Annotated in this window: 19 protein-coding genes; 16 read left to right on the forward strand and 3 right to left on the reverse strand. The window is 27.0% G+C overall.

The features are described from left to right. Positions 1-24 precede the first annotated feature (24 nt). The gene (locus tag RATSFB_RS02370) at positions 25-612 is read left to right on the forward strand and encodes a hypothetical protein (RefSeq protein WP_014094449.1); all 588 of its coding nucleotides are present in this window, start codon (positions 25-27) and stop codon (positions 610-612) included. 173 nt (positions 613-785) lie between these two features. On the opposite strand, the gene RATSFB_RS02375 is transcribed toward RATSFB_RS02370, so the two are convergent. Together RATSFB_RS02375 and RATSFB_RS02380 are read right to left on the reverse strand one after the other, a co-directional pair. Further along, the gene (locus tag RATSFB_RS02375; RefSeq protein ID WP_014094450.1) at positions 786-1,292 is read right to left on the reverse strand and encodes a hypothetical protein; all 507 of its coding nucleotides are present in this window, start codon (positions 1,290-1,292) and stop codon (positions 786-788) included. Between the two features lie 69 nt (positions 1,293-1,361). Next, a complete protein-coding gene (locus RATSFB_RS02380) occupies positions 1,362-2,096 on the reverse strand; it encodes a MurR/RpiR family transcriptional regulator (protein WP_014094451.1) in 735 nt (244 codons plus the stop codon). A gap of 97 nt (positions 2,097-2,193) precedes the next feature. Between RATSFB_RS02380 and RATSFB_RS02385 the strand changes: the two genes are divergently transcribed. The 13 genes from RATSFB_RS02385 to ppdK all read left to right on the forward strand — a co-directional run bounded on the left by RATSFB_RS02385 (position 2,194) and on the right by ppdK (position 18,125). Further along, a complete protein-coding gene (locus RATSFB_RS02385) occupies positions 2,194-2,535 on the forward strand; it encodes a hypothetical protein (protein WP_044035515.1) in 342 nt (113 codons plus the stop codon). A gap of 116 nt (positions 2,536-2,651) precedes the next feature. Beyond that, a complete protein-coding gene (locus RATSFB_RS02390) occupies positions 2,652-5,021 on the forward strand; it encodes a U32 family peptidase (RefSeq protein WP_242821419.1) in 2,370 nt (789 codons plus the stop codon). Between the two features lie 18 nt (positions 5,022-5,039). After that, positions 5,040-7,391: an endonuclease MutS2 gene (locus RATSFB_RS02395; protein ID WP_014094454.1), complete on the forward strand. Its 2,352-nt coding sequence runs from the start codon at positions 5,040-5,042 to the stop codon at positions 7,389-7,391. A gap of 80 nt (positions 7,392-7,471) precedes the next feature. After that, positions 7,472-7,753 (forward strand): sporulation protein YqfC, encoded by a 282-nt coding sequence (gene yqfC, locus RATSFB_RS02400; protein ID WP_014094455.1) that lies wholly within the window; start codon positions 7,472-7,474, stop codon positions 7,751-7,753. Continuing rightward, positions 7,740-8,942 (forward strand): sporulation protein YqfD, encoded by a 1,203-nt coding sequence (locus RATSFB_RS02405; protein ID WP_014094456.1) that lies wholly within the window; start codon positions 7,740-7,742, stop codon positions 8,940-8,942. Before yqfC ends, RATSFB_RS02405 begins: the two co-directional genes overlap by 14 nt. Positions 8,943-9,021: 79 nt before the next feature. Then, complete coding sequence (locus tag RATSFB_RS02410) at positions 9,022-11,091, forward strand: HD family phosphohydrolase (protein WP_070097096.1); 2,070 nt, start codon at positions 9,022-9,024, stop codon at positions 11,089-11,091. Positions 11,092-11,097: 6 nt separating this feature from the next. Beyond that, positions 11,098-11,595: an rRNA maturation RNase YbeY gene (ybeY, locus tag RATSFB_RS02415; RefSeq protein WP_044035516.1), complete on the forward strand. Its 498-nt coding sequence runs from the start codon at positions 11,098-11,100 to the stop codon at positions 11,593-11,595. Between the two features lie 27 nt (positions 11,596-11,622). Then, on the forward strand, positions 11,623-12,324 hold the full coding sequence (locus RATSFB_RS02420; protein WP_044035517.1) for a diacylglycerol kinase: 702 nt from the start codon (positions 11,623-11,625) through the stop codon (positions 12,322-12,324). Positions 12,325-12,342: 18 nt separating this feature from the next. Then, a complete protein-coding gene (locus RATSFB_RS02425; protein WP_014094460.1) occupies positions 12,343-12,750 on the forward strand; it encodes a cytidine deaminase in 408 nt (135 codons plus the stop codon). Between the two features lie 20 nt (positions 12,751-12,770). Then, on the forward strand, positions 12,771-13,655 hold the full coding sequence (gene era / locus RATSFB_RS02430; protein WP_014094461.1) for a GTPase Era: 885 nt from the start codon (positions 12,771-12,773) through the stop codon (positions 13,653-13,655). Positions 13,656-13,787: 132 nt separating this feature from the next. Then, on the forward strand, positions 13,788-14,528 hold the full coding sequence (recO, locus tag RATSFB_RS02435) for a DNA repair protein RecO (RefSeq protein ID WP_014094462.1): 741 nt from the start codon (positions 13,788-13,790) through the stop codon (positions 14,526-14,528). 1 nt (position 14,529) lies between these two features. Next, entirely contained in the window at positions 14,530-15,330 is an 801-nt protein-coding gene (locus RATSFB_RS02440) for a DUF4342 domain-containing protein (RefSeq protein ID WP_014094463.1), read from the forward strand. A gap of 167 nt (positions 15,331-15,497) precedes the next feature. Then, entirely contained in the window at positions 15,498-18,125 is a 2,628-nt protein-coding gene (gene ppdK, locus RATSFB_RS02445) for a pyruvate, phosphate dikinase (RefSeq protein WP_014094464.1), read from the forward strand. 25 nt (positions 18,126-18,150) lie between these two features. Here the strand turns inward: ppdK and RATSFB_RS02450 are convergent, their stop codons facing one another. Then, positions 18,151-19,194 carry a phosphotransferase gene (locus tag RATSFB_RS02450; protein WP_014094465.1) on the reverse strand — a complete coding sequence of 348 codons (1,044 nt, stop codon included), beginning with the start codon at positions 19,192-19,194 and terminating at the stop codon, positions 18,151-18,153. A 296-nt stretch (positions 19,195-19,490) separates the two neighbouring features. Here RATSFB_RS02450 and dnaG point away from each other — a divergent pair, with 296 nt between their 5' ends. Beyond that, complete coding sequence (dnaG, locus tag RATSFB_RS02455; protein ID WP_014094466.1) at positions 19,491-21,278, forward strand: DNA primase; 1,788 nt, start codon at positions 19,491-19,493, stop codon at positions 21,276-21,278. Positions 21,279-21,300: 22 nt separating this feature from the next. Next, positions 21,301-22,374 carry an RNA polymerase sigma factor RpoD gene (rpoD, locus tag RATSFB_RS02460; protein WP_044035518.1) on the forward strand — a complete coding sequence of 358 codons (1,074 nt, stop codon included), beginning with the start codon at positions 21,301-21,303 and terminating at the stop codon, positions 22,372-22,374. The last annotated feature ends 10 nt before the right edge of the window (positions 22,375-22,384 follow it).

The following is a 22,384-nucleotide window of genomic DNA, read 5'->3' on the forward strand; positions in this document are numbered from 1 at the left end:
AGGACAAAATTAAGGAGAATTGGCATGATTTTAAACAAAACTAATCGAAATGTAATTATAGATATTGACAACTACCAAAATAAATATTTAGATGATATGATTTTCACAAAGTATGTAATAGAGTTTTCAGAAAAAGGTGGAGCTACAGCATTTTTAACTAATAATTTTACAAATTTTAAAATATTGAAAGAAATAACGAAGTTACCAATATTTTTTGAGGTTGATAGAAAATTTAATGGGATAATAAATATAGATCCTGAATTTTTGATTATAGATATAGTTAATTTTAATGGTGTTTATGAACAATTAAATATATTTTTAAATGATATTAGGGAAAAGTTTAAAGGGAAAATAATTGGGAAAATATTTAATAAGAAACAAGCTATATTAGCATGTAAATTGAATTTGGATGGAATTGCAATAGATGTTTTTAAAGAAAATTTTGATAATGAATTTATATCAGAACTTTGTTTGGATATAAACATACCGGTTATATTGAGAATTAAAACTTTGGATATAAATATTTGTAAAGACTTGGTTAAAATTGGTGTAAGCAATTTTATTTTGGGAGAGGACATAACGAATCCAAATAAAATTTTAAGTAAGATTTAAAAAAATATAATTTATGTATAGATTTATATAGTGAACCTGAACATGATTTTGGGTGCAGATTTTAATTTTGTGGGTAAGTACATAGATTTGAAAGAAAAAAGCAGACAGTTTCCAGATGTTTCTGGATTTATGTCTGCTGTTTTTGTGTGGGGAATGTGATTGGAATTGTGTATTTAATTTTTTATTGAACTCATTATTAAAATTTTCAAAACCTTTTTTTTATATATTAATTCCGTAATCATATCTAAATTTTTAATTATCTCATCAAATGATATATTTAAATTTAAATATAAATTGCTGTCCATTATTTGTTTTGATTTTGATAAGGTATGCTCATTAAATGAAAAATAATTATTATTCAATTTATTAGATGATATGTTTTCAAGAAAAATTTCCTTATTGTTAATGTATAGAAAATTTATTATGTTTGGATAAAGATTAAACAAAGAAGGACTATAGAATACTAAATCATTTATTTTAATTCCGCAAAATTTTTCATATCCTAAGTTATATTCGTTAGCTGGTATGTTTTTAAAGTATACCTTTACTTCTGATTTGTTGCTTGATTTAGCAGCAGAGATAATTATGTTTTCGATTTCCTCGTTTTTGAAATCTTGTTTAATATTGTCATGATTATTATTGCGAATAATTTTAAATTTATAATTTTGATTATTTTGCATAATAAGTCTCCATATTTTTAAAGTAATATATTAAATATTGTATTTATATTTTTAAAAAGTATGTAAGGGCTATTTAATTTTAATATTAATCAATTCAACGAGCCTTGAAATGATAAGATCAATAAATATGAAAAAATGACCACTGCAATTTAAGTTATATGTTTTCATTGATTTATTTTCTGGTAAAAACATAAAAAGAGAGACCATGTTGTTAATGTTTTTTAGCATTGTATTTGAGAACACAATAATTATTTTGTTCGATAATTTTTCCAACGAATTTCTAAGAGTTATATCGTCAATTGAATCGATTATGTAAATTATAAGTTGAGAATCTTTATTTTTTGAGTTTACTTTTAAGGATGATGTTATGTTTGTTTTAATATTTAATTGTTTTAATTTGTCTTCAAAATATTGTGCTATGATTTTGTATGATTCTGAAAAGAGAAGAGATACTTTTTGATATTTAAATAGGAAATCTGATATTAGGTTTATATGAGTTTCATTTATATTTTTTACAAAATTATTTAACAAATCTTTTGAAATGTTAAACATGTTATTTTTATTTGATAATATTGTTTTGGAACATTCATTTAATATAGAAATTAAATTTTCAAAGTTATCTAAGTTTAATTTTTTACAAAATTTATTTATTGAGTATTCACTAATGTTCATAGATAAGCTTAACTCTTTTATGCTCATTTGTGAAACTTGCGAAATATTGCACGAAATAAAATTGAAAATAAATTTTTCCTTTTCAGATAAAGAATTCAAGAAATCTCCAAACATTTCTTTAAACAAATTCATGTTGTTACCACCTAGAAATTAAATTTTACGACTAATAAATTTTAAAAAATTTACGATGTTTAAATTGATTAATAAATTTTTATTAAGAGGTTTATCAATGAATAGTTTATGTAAATATAAGTTTAATAAAAATATTTTTAAATATATATTTTTGTTAATTGGGTTCGGAGGAGTTTTGGCATTTATAAATAAAATTAGATCTAGGAACCGTACAGCATATGTGAGTGATTTATGCAGCAATTTAATGGAGTGTCATGTTTTAAATATAGATGATTATGATAAATTGGGGCATTTGGTATACAGTGATGGAACTCAGATTGTTTTAGATCAAAAAACTGGAGTGACATCGATAGTTTTTATTAATGCTGATGGAGAAATCGAAATCGTTGAAGTATCTGATGATGATTTAAATGAATTAATTTGCAATAAAAGTTTTTAATGTAGCTGAGAATTAATTCTATTAGAATTTTTTTGTGTTGTAAACCATACACAAATATTTTAAAATATTTTATAAATATTTTTGAATTAACCACTATTTTTATAGTGGTTAATTTTGTGTTTGGAGGAAAAAGTTTTATGGCAGCTGAACTACTGGCTCCAGTTGGAAGTTATGAATCATTTATAGGTGCAATTAACGAAGGTGCGGACGCGATATATTTGGGTGGTGAAAAATTTTCCGCTAGAGCAAACTGTGAAAAATTTTCAGATGAAGAGTTTCAAAATATGATTGACTATGCTCATGAATATGGGGTTAAGGTTTATATTGCCTTTAATACGCTTATAAAGCAAGAAGAGTTTAAAGAAGCTTTTGAATATGGATTAAAATTGTATAATATGGGTGTGGATGCTTTAATAGTTCAAGATACTGGACTTATACATATGTTTTCAAAATTTAAGGGTATTGAAATCCATGCGTCAACGCAATTAAGTATACATAATTTATCTGGTGCAAAGTATTTTAGGGATAATGGAACAATTCGTGTTGTAGTCGCGAGAGAATTATCGTTTGATGATATAAAAATTATTTCTGAAGAAGTTGAAACGGAAGGGTTTATACATGGAGCTATTTGTGTTAGTTATTCAGGTCAATGTACTATGAGTGGACTCATATCAGACAGAAGTGGAAATCGTGGAAGATGTGCTCAGCCATGTCGTATGGAATATTCTCTTGTAGATGATAAAGGGAGAATTCATAAGAGAGGTTTTCTTATGAGTACGAAAGATTTGATGACTATAAATATTTTGCCAAGACTTCTCAAAGAAACAAAAATTAAATCCTTAAAGATCGAAGGAAGAATGAAACGTAGTGAGTATGTCGTAAATACAGTTCGTGCTTATAAAGACATAATAAGAAAGATTGAAGAAAATAAAGAAGTTAGTGCCTCCTACATAAGAGAAAGAGAAGAAAACTTGTTAAAGGTATTTAATAGAGAAGGATTTACAAATGGTTATATGCTCGGTTATGAGGGTGAGAAGTTTTTATCTGTTAATAATCCTAAAAATCAAGGCGTGTATTTGGGAGATATTCTTAATGATGGATACATTATTTTAAAGAATGATGTGGCACTTGGAGATGGAATTTCATCCTTAAATGATGGATGTATTTTGACAAAGATACTTTATAATAATGAAAAGATATCTGTAGGAAAATCTGGAATGAAGGTGAAACTATTTCCGATGAGATTTTCAAAAGGGGATAAAATTTTTAAAACTAATGATCAAAAATTTGAGAAAGAATTGAGAGAGAGTTTTAAAAAAGAGTATGCAAATAAAAATTATGTTAATGCTAACTTAATATTTGAACCCTATAAACCGATGATTTTGGAACTTACATATAAAAATCACATCGTAAAAGTGTTTGGAGATGTTGTTGAAGAAGTCATAAATACTCCTTTAGATAGGGAAAGAATTATGACTCAATTGAAAAAGGGAAGCGTAGGAAGTTTTTCTATAGGTGAGGTTTGTTTAGATTATCAAGAAGGGTATATGAGTATATCGAAGATAAATGAGTTGAGAAGGGAAGCTTTAACTAAACTTAGGAATGATATAGTTAATAGTTACAGAAAAGATTTGAATTATAATTTTGATGAATACTCTTTAACTGATAAGAAGAATTTTAAAGATATGGATGAAACTTATATTATTTATGTTTCAACTCAAGAACAATTTGATGTTGTTTATAAAAATGGATATAGAAATATTGTAATATCCCCATTTATATACAGAAGAAAGCTTGATTTTGAAAAAATTTTGTCTATTGAGGATTTGAATTTATATGTAAAATTTCCCACAATAATAAAAGATTGTGAAATGGGGAAAATATTGAAAGTGTTTGAAAAATTTAAGGATAAGATAAAAGGAATTTTAACGAGTAATGCGGGAATACTTAGATACTTTGAAAATTCAGATTATGAAATAATAGGAGATGTAAAATTAAATATATTTAATGAAATTTCAACTAGATTTTATAAAGAAATAGATATTTTTACATTAAGTATTGAACTTTCCAAAAAAGAGATATTTGACATATCGGAAATAAGCGATAAAAAATTTTGTATGTTTGTTTATGGAAAGCCGGATGTTATGGTTAGTGAGTACTGTCCAATAGGAACATTTGTCGGTAAAAGATCTTTGAATAATACTTGCTCAAGACCGTGCACTAGAAATGATTTTTATTTAAATGATAGATTAAATAACGAACTTTTTTTAACTACGGAGATTAATTGTAAAATTCACACGTATAAAGAGAAACCAATTAATTTGATAAGTGAAATTAGTGAGATTAAAAACAACAATATAAATGTGTTTAGACTTGATTTTATTGATGAAAGTTGTGAAGAAGTGCAAAAAATATTGGATGATGTATCTGGAAAATTTTCTTATAAAAATGTGTTCAAAGGAAATTATTATAAGCCAGTTGAGTGATAAGGTGGAGGTAATTAAATGAATTCCAGAGTTTTAAAATTACTTGAGTTTGATAAAGTGAAGGAAAAAATTTTTAGATATGTAACAACTAAAAATGCAAGACAAATTATAGATGATCTTCAACCATTTTCAACGATGGAAGAAGTTATACGAAATTTAAATGAAACGAGTGAAGCTGTTGAATTTATAAAAGAATTTGGTTTGCCTAATTTTGTAGGATTAGACGATGTTTATCCATATCTTGAAAAAATTGATAAAGGTGGAAGTGTATCGATTAAAGAGATATATAAAATTGGTACAACTTTAAGATGCATAAGAGAAGTTAAGGATTATTTATCAAATAGAAGTTTGATTTATTTAAATTATTATTATGATAATATTTCTACTTTTAAATATTTAGAGGATGAAATTTTTAAAACTATAAAGGATGGGGAAGAGATAAGTGATTTTGCTAGTGAAAATTTGTTTAAAATTAGAAAAGAGTTAAGGAGTAAGACGGCTGCAATTAAAAGAAAATTGTCTGAAATATTAAAGACATATTCAAAATATCTTCAAGAAAATATATTTACAGTGCGTGGTGATAGATATTGTATTCCGGTTAAAGCTGAATACAAATCGCAAATTCAAGGTATTGTACACAATCAAAGTTCTTCAGGATCTACATATTTTATTGAACCACTTGTTTTAGTTAATTTAAATAATGAAGTTAATGAATTGATAGAAAACGAAAAGGAAGAAATTCAGAGGATCTTAAGATTGATTTGTATGAAAATTCAAGATTCTATCGATAGCATATATTTGAGTATAAAAATTGTATATTTTTTGGAGTTTATATTTGGGAAAGGAAATTATGCTATTGAAATTGATGGAATAAAACCAGACATAAGTGATGAGGAAGATATTTATTTAATTTCTGCAAGGCATCCACTTATTGATAGAGAAAGTGTAGTTCCTCTCAATTTAAATTTTATGAGTGATAGAAAGGCAATAATTATAACAGGACCAAATACTGGAGGTAAAACAGTAACATTAAAGACTTTGGGATTAATGCATTTGATGGCTCATAGTGGATTATTTATTCCTGCATATGAAGGAAGTAAAATTATGTTTCTTAACGAGATTTTTGCAGATATAGGCGATGAACAAAGTTTAGAACAAAATCTATCTACGTTTTCCTCTCACATAAAAAATATAATTAATATAACAAATAATGTTAAAGATAAGACTTTGATACTTCTTGATGAGGTTGGTTCGGGAACTGATCCTGAAGAAGGGGCAGCTCTTGCAATATCTATAATAGAACATTTTATAAATTCTGGGTGTAAGCTAATGGGTACAACCCATTATAGTCAACTTAAAACATATGCTATAAATTCAGAAGATATTGAGAATGCATCTGTTGAATTTGATGTTAAAACCCTTAAACCAACTTATAGATTAAATGTTGGTATACCTGGGAAATCAAATGCATTTATAATTGCAGATTCTTTAGGGATGAATAGTTCTATAATAGAGAGTGCTAAGAAATATTTGTCTGGTGATACGATAAAACTTGAGAATATAATAAAGACGTTGGAGGAGAAAACGACAGAAGCTGTTAAAAATAATAGGGAGATAGAGATTTTAAGAGAAGAAAATAAGATTTTAAATGAAAAATTAAAAAAGCGTATTGATGGGATTGAAAATGAAAAATTTAGAATTATTGAATCAGCAAAAGAAGATGCATATAAAATTATAACTAATGCAAAAAGAGAAATAGATCAAGCGTTAAAAATGATAAATTCTCTTGAAATGAATGGAATTGATTTAAGTAGTATAAAAGATTTGGAATCTGCACGACGTGAAATCAAGAAGAAGATTGATGAACAAAATAAAATAAAAGAAGAGAAAAGCTTAAAGAATAACTCTGAGGTTAATATAGAATTTAAATCTGGAATGTCAGCATTTTTAAAAAGAATAGGTCAAAATGTTACAATTCTTGGTAATCCCGATTCAAAAGGGAATGTATTAGTTCAAGCTGGAATATTAAAATTGACAATAAATACGTCAGAATTAGAAAGCCCCATAAAAGATAAATCTACTAAATTAGCAAAGAGCAAGAAAAATTTAAAACTTAGAACAAGTTCTATGTCAACATCTATTGATTTGAGAGGAATGGATGCATTGAATGCAATAAGTGAAGTTGAAAAATATCTTGATGATGCATTTGTTTCTGGTCTTCATGAAGTTTGTATAATACATGGAAAGGGAACAGGTGTGTTAAAAAATTCTATAAATAATCTTTTAAGAAATCACGTTCATGTTAAATCACATAGACTTGGCGAATATGGTGAAGGTGGAGATGGGGTTACTATAGCTTACCTTAAATAAAAGAATTCAATTGTTTAATTGGGTTCTTTTTTTTCTTTTTAATCATACAATTTTATTAAATTGAGATAAAGGAGATTAGTATGGGAAAGTTTATTGATGATATTAAGGATGTTATGGTTAACAAGTTAGATATTCCTCGTGAAATTGTTAAGAATTCATATAAAGTTATAATAGATGGAGATGAGTTTATAACTATTGAAAATCATAAAGGTATTTTAAAATTTCAAAGTGATGAAATTATATTGAGAGTTGATGGAGGTAATTTTATTATAAAGGGAAGCAAGTTTGTGATAGTTTATATTTCAGGGAAGACAATAAAATTAATGGGAAATATCAGGGGGGTAAATTATGATCAACTTTGATAAATTCTCGTTTATAAATGGGAAAATACAGCTTAGAATAATTTCTAAAAACCCTGAGCAATTGCTTAATATGATTTGGAAAAAAGATATAAAAGTTATAGAGATAGAAAGAGAGAATCTTTATAGTGTGTGTCTTGTAATTAATTCGAAAGATTTTAAAGATGTTAAGAAAATTTGTGAGGAAATAAATAGTGAAGTAAATGTTGTTAAGATGGGTAGGATTATTAAATTCATACATAATTTCAAAGTATATTTTACCTTATCGATTGGGTTAGGGATATCTATAGGTATGATAATATTCTTGTCTATGTTTATATGGAAGATTGACATAAAAGGGGACAGTCATGTATCTCCTTATGAAATAAGACAAGTTATAAAAAATTTAGGTGTACATAAAGGAATGTTGAAATTTAAAATTGATACGGATAAGTTGGAAAATGAGATAGTTGCAAGTAATGCAAATTTATTGTGGAGTAAGGTTAGAGTTCAGGGATCTACTCTTCAAATAGAAGTTATTGAGAGTTTCAAACCTCCTGTGATAGATGTCGATTTATCTCTTGGCGATATTGTTGCAGATAAAGATGGAGAAATTGTACGTGTATATACTCAATCTGGAACAGCTATGGTTAAAGCTGGGGATATTGTTAAAAAAGGAGATCTTTTGATAGGTGGATATCAAGGGAAAGAAGGAAATGTTTTTGAGGTGGCTCCTGTTGGAGATGTAATTGCAAAGACTTTTATGGAATTTGAAGAAATAATTGAATTAGAGGGCACAAAAAATGTAAATACTAAAAATATGAGAGATGAGTATTATATTAATATTTTTGGGAAGAAACTTTACTTTAAAAAATATAAGGATGAATTTGAAAATTATGAGAAGATTAATTGCGATGGAAAATTAGTTAAAAAAAATATATACTATGAAGTAGAGAAGGTATCGTATACGTTAAGCCCAGATAATGTTAAGAAAAATTTGGTTGATCATTATAGTAAATATGTTAAACAGAATTTAAAACAATCGGATTCTATTGTTGGAGTTATAGTTAAGGATGAAATTGTAGATAACAAGCTTAAATTTAAAATTTCATTTGTTATAGAAGAAAAGATAGGGGTTAAGGTGGGTAAAACTCAAGATAATAGTGAGTTCCAAAAAACATATGATGAAACTCAGAACACAGAGGACACTTAACAGTTTAGTAGTTAGATATTGACGCAAGATAAATTTTACAGTTGGGTTTAAGTATGATATTTGTTAGGAGGAATGTTTATTGAAGTTAAAGAAAGTTACTAGTGGATTTTGGAAATATAAAAATTATTTTATATTAGTCTTTCTTGTGCTATTTGTAATGATTGTTGTATTATCATCTACACTTGAGAGGAAATATGACTTAAAGCTTGGGGCAGTATCTACATACACAATAAAAGCTCCTAGAGAAACATTAGATAGGATTTCTACAGAACAGAGGATAAATATTGCAAAGAATGAGGTAGCTGCTCAATTTAATCATGTAAAAGAAGTAAGATATGATGTTTTAGATAAAATAAATAATTTGTTTAAAGAGTTATACGAATTAAAAAATTATTCTGTGATTGCAACTACAGTATTTGATGAATTGAATAAGAAATATGATATTGCTCTAGATGCTGAAGGATACAAAAAAATACTTGCGTTAGATACAGAATTGATAAACAATTATGAAAGATCATTGAATGATATTATAAATAAGATATATGGTTTAAAGATTGAAGATGGGAATTTAAGTGATATTGAGAATGTAAAATCCTTTGCAAGAGAAGAGGTAGGCAAAAAGATAACAGATACTAATTTTGTTGATATTACCCTTAGTATAATCTTTCCGATGATAAAGCCGAATTTCTTTTATGACAGTGAGAAAACAGAGCAGAAAAGAGAGGAAGCAATAAAGAATATATCTCCTGTTATAATTAAAAAAGATCAAGTAATAATTAGTTCGGGAGAAACTGTAACAGAGAATCATATTTCTATTTTGGACAGTTTGGGATTACTTAAGACATCTAATGTGAATTGGAAATTAAATATTTCTATAATTTTTCTAATTTTCTTTACATTTTTGATTGAGTATCTGTACTATAAAAGATACAGAAAGGAATGTATTAATAATGCTAATTATTTAAATGTTTTATTGATAATTAAACTTATCATTATAATTTTGGTTAGGGTTATTGGTGATCAGTACATATATATAGTTCCATTTGCTCTTGGACCTCTTGCAATAACAGCGTTAATTGATAATAAAGTATCTCTTATAACAAATTTAATGACACTTGTTTTGATAGCAATAATAACAAAATTTAATATTGTTGTGGTGTTCATAGGATTGTTTGATGTTATTTTGGGAGGTTTGTTTTTAAAGAGGATAAAGAATAGGATGCATTTTATTAAGTTATCTATCTGGTTTGGGATAACAAATGTAATAGTGTTGACGACTGTTTTTTGTATAATAGCAAATGTTAATTCTATTAAACTTATAGATATAGTATTATCATTCTTTAGCGGAATACTTTCCGCTATATTAGTAGCCGGAATATTACCTGTATTTGAAAATGTGTTTAATATAGTTACTTCCATGAAATTATTAGAATTGATCAATCCAGAACATCCACTTTTAAGAAAGCTAGTAGTTGAAGCACCAGGAACGTATAATCATAGTTTAATGGTTGCGAATTTATCCGAGGCTGCTAGTGATGCAATAGGAGCGAACTCACTTCTCACAAGGGTTTCTGCATATTATCATGATATTGGTAAGACTGGAAGACCATACTTTTTTAAAGAGAATCAGGTGGCAAATAAGAATCCTCATGATAGAATTGATCCACTTACGAGTGCTAATATAATTTTTTCTCATGTTAAGTATGGATTACAGCTTGCACGTGAGCATGGATTGCCTAAGTTTGTTGAACATGCAATAGAAGGTCATCATGCCAATACATTGGTTAAGTATTTTTATGTTATGGCTAAAAAGAATGCTGAAAATCCTGATCTTATTAAGGAAAAAGATTTTAGGTATGGAGGGGAATTACCTAGGACAAAAGAAGTTACTATTCTTATGTTTGCCGACAGTGTTGAGGCAGCTGTTAGGTCTTTGAGTGATCCAACACAGGAGAATATACGAAATACTATTGAAAACATAATTAATGATAAAATAAGTGATGGTCAATTAAAAAATAGTCCGATATCATTTAAAGATATTGAAATTATTAAACAATCATTTGCCAAAACACTAAAAGGTATTTATCATGAAAGAATAGAATATCCAAAGGACGATACAGGTGATAAACCCAAAGAAGAAAAGGATTAGGTGTTAATGTATATCAATATAGAAAATTGTCAAGATACTTTTAATATAGATGTTAATGATTTTATAAATGACGTTGTAAGATGTGTATTAAAATTTGAGGAAGTAGATATTGATTGTGAATTAAATGTATTTTTGGTTGATAATAAAAAGATAAGGGGAATTAATTTGGAGTATAGGGGTATAGATAAGTCTACAGACTGTCTATCTTTTCCTATGCTTAATTATAAAAAAGGAAATGTTTTTAAGAATCAATATAAGAATTATAAATTTAAGGATTATGAATTAGATGATGGAAGACTTATTTTAGGTGATATATTTATTTCGCTTGAGAAAGCAAATGAACAGTCTATAGAGTTTAATCATAGCTTTGATAGAGAAGTTAAATATTTATTAATACATTCATTGTTACATTTACTTGGTTATGATCATATTGAAGATTGTGAAAAACAAATAATGAGGCAGCGAGAAAAAATTATAATTAAAGATTTAAAAATATTTAGATAAACTTTATAGTTAGGGAGGAAGATTGATATCAAGGTAAAGAGGATAGTTGATAGTTTTAATAATGCATTAGAAGGTATGTTATATGCTGTTAGAACACAAATGAACATGAAAATACATTTGGTTATGGCATTTTTTATAATGTGCATATCTTTATTTTATGATATAACTAAAATTGAATTGATAATACTATCTTTAACAATAACGTTAGTTGTTTTTGCAGAGCTTATTAATACGGCTATTGAAGTAGCAATTGATGCTACAACAAATTATTATCATCCATTAGCTAAAATAGCTAAGAATATATCGGCAGGAGCAGTATTACTTACTGCACTTAATGCAGGTTTTATTGGATATTTAATATTTTGGGATAAAATAAGTAACTTTAGTTTTACAGTTATAAACAAAATTAAACAGAGTAATCCGTACATGGTATTTATTATTTTGTTTATGGTTGTTATATTCACTGTAATAGCTAAAGCTATATATGGGGAAGGAACTCCATTAAGAGGTGGAATGCCGAGTGGTCATAGTACTATTTCATTTTCTATAGCAACGATAATGGCGTTTATAACAAACGAACCTATTATTGTTGGGTTAAGCTTTATTATGGCGGTTATTGTTGCGCAGAGTAGAGTAGATACTGGAGTACATAGTTTGAATGAAGTTATTGTTGGAGCTTTTATAGGTATAGGGTTAACAGTTGTAATACTTAAAATATTTTATAATTAATTTTAGGAGGAGTATTGTTTGGATAAAGTATTGATACAAGATCTTATAGGTAAATCATTAGAAGTTAGAGAAAAAGCGTATGTTCCATATTCCAAATTTCCTGTAGGTTCTAGTGTTTTATTTGAGAATTCAAAAATATTTACTGGATGTAATGTGGAAAATGCATCTTTTGGAGCGAGTAATTGTGCTGAGAGGACTGCCATATTTAAGGCAGTTTCTGAAGGATATAGAAAGATATATGCGTTATGTGTTGTTGGATCTTTAAATGATTTTACATATCCTTGTGGAATATGCAGACAAGTTTTATCAGAGTTTGTTTTTGATATGAATATTCCAGTAATCATAGCTAAGAATAAAGAAGAGTATAGAGTACATAAATTAAGTGAAATTTTGCCGTATGATTTTGGAGTGAAAAATTTAATTTAGAAAGTATATGAGGTCGTTTAATGCACAAATCTGGATTTGTAAGTATAATTGGAAGAGCAAATGTTGGAAAATCAACTTTACTTAATAATTTTATAAATCAAAAATTAAGTATTGTATCGAGTAAGCCACAAACTACGAGAAATAATGTAATCGGGATATTGAATGATGAAAATTACCAAATAATATTTACGGATACTCCAGGGTATCACAAACCAAGATATAAATTGGGAAATTATATGATTAAATCTATTTCTGATGGTTTGAAAGAAACGGATATTATTATTTTTGTAGCTAACATTAGGAAAGAAATTCCAAGACTTGATCTTGAAATTTTAGAAAAGATAAAAGATTTTAATATTCCAAAAATATTTGTACTTAATAAATGTGACGAAATAAACAGCAAGGATATAATGGATGTATTATCCAGGTATAGTAAGATTCTTGATTTTAATGAGTATATACCAATATCAGCACTTAATGGGAAAAATGTTGATAAATTATTGGGGTTAATATTAAAATATTTACCTAACGGACCTAAGTATTACGACAGTGATCAGATGGCTGCTAATAACGAAAAATTCTTTATATCTGAGATTGTAAGAGAAAAAATTTTAAAACTTATACGTGATGAAGTTCCTCATGGCGTAGGAGTTGAAATAGTATCTATGAAGTATGATGATGAAAAGAAAAAATATAATATTGAAGGAAATATTTTTTGTGATAAGGAAACTCATAAAGTGATAATAATTGGTAAAAACGGGGAAATGTTAAAGAAAATTTCAACGTATTCACGTCAAGATATGGAAAGATTTTTAGGCAGTAAAGTGTATATACGTATGTGGGTTAAGGTTAGAAATAACTGGAGAGATGATAATAATCATCTTAAGAGTTTAGGATATAAGTAATTTTTGGAAGTATTTTGTATACTTCCTTTTTTATTTTGTAGTGAAATTATAATTAAGATATAATAAACACATATTTTGAAATTTTTAAAATAGGAGGTGAATATTTCATAAATACTTTTATGAAGTTAGAAATTGAAGTTAATTGATATAAAAGGTTTCGTATTAAAAGAGCAGACGTACAAGGAAAATGATAAGATTATATGGGTATTGTGTGAAAATATAGGTAAGGTATCCATATTAGCGAAAAATGCAAAGAAAATGAAAAATTCGAAGTTTGTACTTACTCAGTTATTTAGTTTGGTGCAACTTACTCTTGTTAAGGGTAAAAGTTTTTATTATATAGAAGATGGTTCTCTTATTAAAAATGTGAATTTTATAAATAATGAGGATATTATTTTCTATCTTTCTTATTTTTTTGAATTGCTTGATATTTCTTTTAATGATGGAGATGTGATAGATGTAAATTTTTTTAAAATTTTAATAAAGATATTTTTGATATTGGAATCAAATACCATAGATAAAGATTTAATATTGAGAATTTTTGAATTTAAATTGTTGAAAAAATTAGGATGTAATATAGAATTTGAAAAATGTAATTATTGTTCACAAAATTTGAAAGAAAGTGTAGTATGGTTTGATTTTACTTTTCAGAGCGTTGTATGTAATTCTTGTTCTAAATTAAAGGAGTTTAAGATTGAAAATAGAATTATAAACATTATGAGATTTTTAAGTAAACTTGATATTAGAAATATACCGAGATTAAGTGTAACCAGTAGTGATATGAAATTTATTTTTAATTTTAATAAAATTTTACTTGATCAAAATCTTATTAAAATGCCTAATAGTATAAAGTTTTTGGGAGGATATGAGTAATATGAGTGATAATTTATTGTTTCAAAACATGGAGATATTAAAAGAAAAATTTGGGGTTAGTTATAAAGAGGCGAAGGAAGTTTTACAAAACAATAATAATGATTTAATAGAAGCTTTGATATATCTTGAGGAGATATATCCTATTAAAGAAAAAAGTTGTTTAGTTAAGTCACATTTATTATATTTGAAAAATAGATTGTCTGACTTGTATGTTGAGGGAAGTAATCAGAGAATTATTTTTAGTAAGAATGATGAAGTGATATTGGATATTCCTCTAACAGCACTTATAATTAGTTCATTTACATTTGTATTATACCCTTTACTTTTACCGCTTCATATAGGGAGTATATTGTTGTTTGATATACAGGTGAAGGTTGTTGATAAATCAGGGAAAGTTTATGATGTGAATTCTAATGTGAAGCAAAAGGTAAGTGATACAATAGCAACATCTAAAGATAAGATAAATGATATTATTTTAAATGCAAATATTAAAGCAAAAACAGATGATATCAAGATGAAAGCAGTCGAATTTGGAAAAAAGGCAATGGAAAATTTTAATGGAATGGTTGAAAACAAAATAGCTAATACAATAAAAGAAAAATCCTCAAATTATGCTAAGTTCGTTTATGATGTGGAAACTGATCATATAACGGAAGAAATCAATTTTGATAATGATATAGAAAATGATAATGAGAATCATGATTTTATAGAAGTTACTGAATTTGCTGAAAGCTCAGATGTTGAAATTTCAAAAAACGAAGAAGATAGTATAAAAAATGAAAAAATTGCAGAAAATGAGTGAAAAATTGCGATAAATTGGATTTGATTTCCTGTAATAATAAATATTTAAATAATTTAATTTATATACAATAATTGTGAAATAATGTATAATTAAGTAGGTTTTAGTCAAACATTAAATTATGCGCAGCAGTATAATTTTATTTCTTAAGAATAAAAGGAGTGAATTAAATGTCTAAGAAGTATGTTTACCTTTTTAGTGAAGGTGATTCTTCTATGAAAAACCTTCTTGGAGGAAAAGGAGTTAACCTTTGTGAAATGACAAAAATTGGAGTTCCAGTTCCTCAAGGGTTTATCGTAAGCACAGAAGCATGTAATCAATATTATGAGGATGGGAAAGTTTTAACTTCAAGCATTGAGCAAGAAATTTATGAAACAATGAAGAAGTTAGAAAATATAACAGGCAAGCAATTTGGTGGAACAACTAATCCTCTATTAGTTTCAGTTAGATCAGGTGCTAGGGTTTCTATGCCTGGAATGATGGATACAATTTTAAATTTAGGATTAAATGATGAAGTTGTTGAAGTTATATCAAAATCAACAAATAATGAAAGATTTGCGTATGATTCTTACAGAAGATTCATTCAAATGTTTTCGGATGTTGTTATGGGTATTGAAAAGAAAAGCTTCGAAAATTTAATGGACGAGATGAAAGAGAAGAAGGGTGTTAAACTTGACACTGAGTTGAATGCTAATGACTTGAAAGAATTGGTAAAACAATTTAAGGATCATTATAAGAAAGAAAAAGGTGAAGATTTCCCAAGTGATCCTAAGAAACAATTAATTGAAGCGGTTGTTGCTGTATTTAGATCATGGAATAATCCAAGAGCTATAGTTTATAGAAGAATGAATGATTATCCATCAAGCTGGGGTACGGCAGTTAATGTTCAAGAAATGGTATTTGGTAATAAAGGTGAACAGTCAGGTACTGGAGTTGCTTTTTCAAGGAATCCATCCACAGGAGAGAATAAAATATTTGCTGAGTATCTAATGAATGCTCAAGGTGAGGATGTTGTTGCAGGTATAAGAACACCTGAACCAATTGAAACATTAGAGAAAAGGAATCCTGCCATATATAAAGAGTTCATGGATATAGTTGAAAAATTAGAGAAGCATTATAAAGATATGCAAGATATGGAATTTACGATTGAAGAAGGGAAACTATATTTCTTACAAACAAGAAACGGTAAGAGAACAGCTCAAGCAGCTTTAAAAATTGCTGTTGATTTAGTTGAGGAAAAGTTAATTAATAAAGAGGAAGCGATATTAAAGGTTGAACCTAAGCAATTGGATACATTGTTACACCCTACATTTGACCCGCAAGTAATTAAGAATTCTACTCCAATAACAAAAGGTCTCCCAGCATCACCTGGAGCGGCTACAGGTAAGATTGCGTTTACAGCTCAAGAAGCTAAGGATAGAGCGGCTAATGGAGAACAAGTTGTATTAGTTAGACTTGAAACATCTCCAGAAGATATTGAAGGAATGGTTGCTGCACAAGGAGTTCTTACAGTAAGGGGAGGAATGACTTCTCACGCAGCTGTTGTTGCAAGAGGAATGGGAACTTGTTGCGTTGCGGGATGTGGAGATATAAAAATTGATGAAGATGCTAGGGTATTAGAAGTTAATGGTAAGAAGTATACATCAAATGATTTTATATCTATAGATGGTTCTACTGGTAACGTATACGGAGAACAAATTAAAACTGTTGCTCCAGAAATAAGTGGATATTTTGAAATATTTATGAAATGGGCGGATGAGATTAGATCTTTAAGAGTTCGTACTAACGCAGATACTCCAAAAGATGCTGAGCAAGCTATTAAGTTTGGAGCGGAAGGAATTGGATTATGTAGAACAGAACATATGTTCTTTGAAGCCGATAGAATTCCTGTAGTTAGAGAAATGATAGTTTCTAAAACAGAAGATCAAAGGAGAGCGGCATTAGATAAATTATTGCCAATGCAGAGAAAAGATTTTGAAGGTTTGTATGAGGCAATGGAAGGTCATCCAGTTACAATAAGATTTTTGGATCCACCTTTACACGAGTTTTTACCTCATAAAGATGAGGAAATTAAAGAACTTGCTGCTGAAATGGGATTAACATTCGAAGACTTAAAGAATACTGTAGAGAGTTTACATGAATTTAACCCTATGATGGGACATAGGGGATGTAGATTGAGCGTTTCGTATCCTGAAATAGCTGAGATGCAAACTAGAGCTGTAATAGAAGCTGCTATAAATGTAAATAAAGCAAAGGGATTAAATGTAATTCCAGAAATAATGATTCCATTAGTTGGAGAAATAAAAGAGCTTAAATATGTAAAAGAAGTTGTAGTTAAAACAGCTGAAAAAGTAATGGAAGAAAAGGGTGTTAAATTAGAGTACATGGTTGGTACAATGATTGAAATACCTAGAGCAGCTCTTACAGCTGATGAAATAGCAAAAGAAGCTGAGTTCTTCTCATTTGGTACAAATGATTTGACTCAAATGACTTTTGGATTTTCAAGAGATGATGCGTCTAGATTTTTAAATGACTATTATGATAAACAAATTTATGAATCGGATCCATTTGCAAGAATTGATGAAAATGGTGTAGGACAATTAGTTAAGATAGCTGTAGAAAAGGGTAAGAAAACGAGACCAGGCATAAAACTTGGTATTTGTGGAGAGCATGGTGGAGATCCATCTTCAATAGAGTTTTGTCATAATTCTGGATTAAACTATGTATCATGTTCACCATTTAGAGTTCCTGTTGCAAGACTTGCTGCAGCACAAGCTCAGGTTAAAAATAAAAGATAATTTAAAAAGCTGACTATTAATTTAGTCAGCTTTTATTTATTTTCATGTTAAACTTAGAACTAATATATTGTTCAAAATTTTTAATAAATAATAAGTGTTTATCAAAATCATTACATGATTTAATTAAATTATTTTCATAATTTTCTATCTCTTTATTTGTTAAAATGTGATTGCTATGGAAATATAATTTAGATATTTTTAAAAATTTATATGGAAATGACAGATATGATAATAAATAAAAATATTCGTCTATGAATATTGGGTTATTTGAATTGTAATAGTTTAATAATGTTAAAGTATTTTTAATATTCCAAGAATCAAATGAATGTTTTAGATATCTTTTTAAAAAATATCCAAAATCGTATATTGAATAATTTATACAGCATCTATCAAAATCTATTGGAATAACAGATTTATCATTTATAATGATATTTTTATTTACATAATCACCATGACATAAACTAATGTTTAAATTTTTAAAGTTTGTTATTAATGAATATCTATATGCATTATTTGCTAAATACAATGAATTATAAAAATTACTTAAAAAAATTTTTGAAAATTTATCATTTTTTAATTTGGCTATTTCATGTAATTTATGTAAATCCTGAATATATTTTATGAATTTATTTTTAATGTTAACTAAATTAATAGTTGGAACTGAATATTTTATGAAATCAATTTTATTTAAATGAAAGTGTATTTTTGAAATAATTTTAATAGCTCTAATACAATCATCTAAGTTATTATATAAAAGCTTATTTCCACTTATCCAATTGCTTAATGTATAAATTTTATTATTGTATAATGTGAAGGGTTTATTATTAATAGATTTAATAAAATATGGAACTTCAAATTTATATAATTTTAGCCATTCTAAATATGAATAAATAAATAATATTTTTTGTACGTTAAAATATGTTTGTTTAAGACAAAATGATTTGTCGAAAGTAGTTATTTTATATATAATTCTAGATTTTTTTGAAGTTTTTTCCTTTATTTTTTTAATTTTATAATTTTTAATATTAAAATTAGACAGAATATATGATAAATCTATATTTTTATACATAATATTATTTTCCTTAAAATCAAATATATAAATAAAGATATTTTAAAAATTATTATATTATACATTATTTTTTAAAAATATATTAAAGTTAGAAGGAAAATATATTTAAATGGAGAATATTAATATATGAGATAATGCTAAATATTAATTTTTATTACTTTTTGTAGAAAAATGGAAAAAAAATTTTTGTATTTTTTGATTAAACTTGTTAATTGGGAATAATAATGTTAAAAGATGGAAAAATTAATAAATGTATAATTTACACCTTTTGATATGTTTATATAAGGTGATTATTAATGAGAATTTCTGATGATATTATAAAAGAGATAGAAAATAAAAATGATATTGTAGATGTACTAAGTGAATATATAAATTTTAAAAAAAGCGGAGATAATTACTTTGCTTTATGTCCATTTCATAGCGAAAAGAGTGGATCGTTTGTTGCATCTAAAAGTAAGCAGATTTTCAAATGTTTTGGCTGCGGTGAAAGTGGAAATGTTATTTCTTTTATTATGAAATATAAAGGATTAGATTTCCTACAAGCAATGAATTTTTTAGCACAGCGTGTTGGTATTTTATTAGATACGCATCATTCGCAAAAAGATCTACATAAATATTATAGAATACTTAATGATACTGCAAGATATTTTTATTTAAATCTAAAAAAAAATAATAATGTTAAGCAATATTTAATAAATAGAGGATTATCTGAGGCTACTATTATTAAATTTGGATTAGGCTATTCTTTAAATAGTTTTAAAGCATTAAATATTTATTTACTAAACAAAGGATATGAACCAAATGATTTATTAGAGTTAGGTTTGATTAATAAAAAAAATGAAAATATATATGATCGTTTTATAAATAGGGTCATGTTTCCAATATTTAATGTTAATGGAAATGTTATAGGATTTGGAGGTAGAACTTTAGAGAATAGAACACCTAAGTATTTAAATTCTAAAGAAAGTTGTATATTTAAAAAGAGGAATAATCTATATGGTTTAAATTTCTTAGTTAAGGAAAATATGTCTTATGATTCTATCATTATTGTTGAAGGTTATTTAGATTGTATATCTTTATATAATAGTGGGATAAAAAATGTAGTTGCATCTTTGGGTACATCCTTGACAATAGATCAAATTAAACTTTTAAGTAAGTATACTAGAAGGATATATTTATGCTTTGATACTGATGAGGCTGGGAAAAAGGCAACAATTAGGGCTTTTGATATATTTAAAGAGTTTATTAATGACGATGTGCTTGAAGTTTATGTTGTAGAATTATACGGATCTAAAGATCCGGATGAGTTTTTAAAGAACAATTCAGTAGATAAATTTTTTAAATGTATTAATAACAGTAATACATTAGTAGAATATATATTATTATATTATATGAAAAATTTGGATTTATCTAAAAATGTATACAAAAAAAAATATTTAAATACTGTGAAGAATATAATAGTACAACTAAATATTGTTGATAAGGAACATTATATAAAGATTATATCAAAGAATTTGATGATTAGAGAAGAATTAATTGTAGACTATTTAAATGATAATTCTAAGAATGTAAAACTAATAAATAATGAAATTGAAAAAAATTTTATTGAAAGTGCGATTGCTAAATCTGAAAGGCAATTATTAAATTTGATGTTAAATAAAGAATATTTAACATATATCTTAAATAATAATGTGGATGAGAACTTATTTTGTATTAAGGAACATAGGGAAGCATTTAAACTAATATCTAATTTTGATGGCGATGAATTGAATATAGTAGATTATTTAAAAAATAAGTTAAATACTTATGAGGGTATTAAATTAATAACATATTTTAAAGAAAACATAGGAAATTACGATAAAAACAATGTTATTAAACAAATTAGTGATTTTATAAAAGTTTTAAAAAATAATGTAGTAAGTGATTTTAAAAAGAAAATTGCGTATTTGATAAAAGAAAATGAGTATGCACATGATGAGGATAAGTTTATTGAATATCTTAGTGTATTTAATACAGTATCTAAATTAGAGAGAGATGGAAATTTATCGGATATTATGGATTTTATTAGTAATTTTAAGGTGTGATTGTAGGAAGGAGGACAATTCTGTGAAGGATAATAGTTATGTTATGTCTGTCTTAAAAGGTTTGTTAACTAAAGGAAAAGAGTCAGGCGGATTATTATCCAAAGACATAATGGATGAATTAGAAGATGTAGACTTGACTCCAGAACATGTTGAAAAGTTATATATAGCTTTAGACAAGATGGGAATAGAAGTGGTAGATAATTTTTCTAATGAATTTGTTGAGGATTTGGATTTAAACTCTGTAATACCTGAAGGTATTACTATGGATGATCCTGTTAGAATGTATTTAAAAGAAATAGGAAGTGTTCAACTTCTTACGTCAGAAGAGGAGATTTTATTATCAAAAAAAATAAAGCAGAATGATGTGACTTCTAGAATGGCTAGAAAGAAATTAGCAGAAGCAAATTTAAGATTGGTTGTGAGTATTGCTAAGAGGTATGTAGGAAGAGGAATGCTTTTTTTAGATTTAATACAAGAGGGAAATCTTGGATTAATAAAAGCAGTAGAAAAGTTTGATCATACAAAGGGATTCAAATTTAGTACCTATGCTACATGGTGGATTAGACAATCTATAACTAGAGCGATTGCAGATCAAGCTAGAACTATTAGAATTCCCGTTCATATGGTTGAAACTATTAATAAATATACTAGAGTATCTAGGCAATTATTGCAAGAATTAGGGAGAGATCCTCTATCTGAAGAAATAGCAAAAGAAATGAATATGCCAGAGAATAAGGTGAGAGATATCCGTAAAATTGCACAGGAACCTGTATCTTTAGAAACTCCAATTGGAGAGGAAGAAGATAGTCATTTAGGTGATTTTATTCCTGATGATGATGCTCCTGCTCCTGCAGAGGTAGCAGCATTTACTTTATTAAAAGAACAGCTAATGAATGTTTTAGATACTTTGAGTCCTAGAGAGAAAAATGTTTTAAAGCTTAGATTTGGGTTAGATGATGGAAGAGCTAGAACTTTAGAAGAAGTAGGTAAAGAATTCAAAGTTACCAGAGAAAGAATTAGACAAATAGAAGCTAAGGCTTTAAGAAAATTGCGTCATCCAAGTAGAAGTAAAAAATTAAAAGATTATTTAGAGTAGCTTTACTTAT

This window comes from Candidatus Arthromitus sp. SFB-rat-Yit, from assembly GCF_000283555.1.
In the GTDB taxonomy this organism is placed as follows: domain Bacteria; phylum Bacillota; class Clostridia; order Clostridiales; family Clostridiaceae; genus Dwaynesavagella.

What these genes read in the sequence shown, in the direction of transcription:
- RATSFB_RS02380 (WP_014094451.1), bottom strand. Translation starts at nt 2,096, where the DNA reads ATGAATTTGTTTAAAGAAATGTTTGGAGATTTCTTGAATTCTTTATCT.
- ppdK (WP_014094464.1), top strand. Translation starts at nt 15,498, where the DNA reads ATGTCTAAGAAGTATGTTTACCTTTTTAGTGAAGGTGATTCTTCTATG.
- RATSFB_RS02405 (WP_014094456.1), top strand. Translation starts at nt 7,740, where the DNA reads ATGATCAACTTTGATAAATTCTCGTTTATAAATGGGAAAATACAGCTT.
- RATSFB_RS02395 (WP_014094454.1), top strand. Translation starts at nt 5,040, where the DNA reads ATGAATTCCAGAGTTTTAAAATTACTTGAGTTTGATAAAGTGAAGGAA.
- yqfC (WP_014094455.1), top strand. Translation starts at nt 7,472, where the DNA reads ATGGGAAAGTTTATTGATGATATTAAGGATGTTATGGTTAACAAGTTA.
- RATSFB_RS02385 (WP_044035515.1), top strand. Translation starts at nt 2,194, where the DNA reads ATGAATAGTTTATGTAAATATAAGTTTAATAAAAATATTTTTAAATAT.
- RATSFB_RS02375 (WP_014094450.1), bottom strand. Translation starts at nt 1,292, where the DNA reads ATGCAAAATAATCAAAATTATAAATTTAAAATTATTCGCAATAATAAT.
- RATSFB_RS02370 (WP_014094449.1), top strand. Translation starts at nt 25, where the DNA reads ATGATTTTAAACAAAACTAATCGAAATGTAATTATAGATATTGACAAC.
- dnaG (WP_014094466.1), top strand. Translation starts at nt 19,491, where the DNA reads ATGAGAATTTCTGATGATATTATAAAAGAGATAGAAAATAAAAATGAT.
- RATSFB_RS02450 (WP_014094465.1), bottom strand. Translation starts at nt 19,194, where the DNA reads ATGTATAAAAATATAGATTTATCATATATTCTGTCTAATTTTAATATT.
- ybeY (WP_044035516.1), top strand. Translation starts at nt 11,098, where the DNA reads ATGTATATCAATATAGAAAATTGTCAAGATACTTTTAATATAGATGTT.
- RATSFB_RS02440 (WP_014094463.1), top strand. Translation starts at nt 14,530, where the DNA reads ATGAGTGATAATTTATTGTTTCAAAACATGGAGATATTAAAAGAAAAA.
- era (WP_014094461.1), top strand. Translation starts at nt 12,771, where the DNA reads ATGCACAAATCTGGATTTGTAAGTATAATTGGAAGAGCAAATGTTGGA.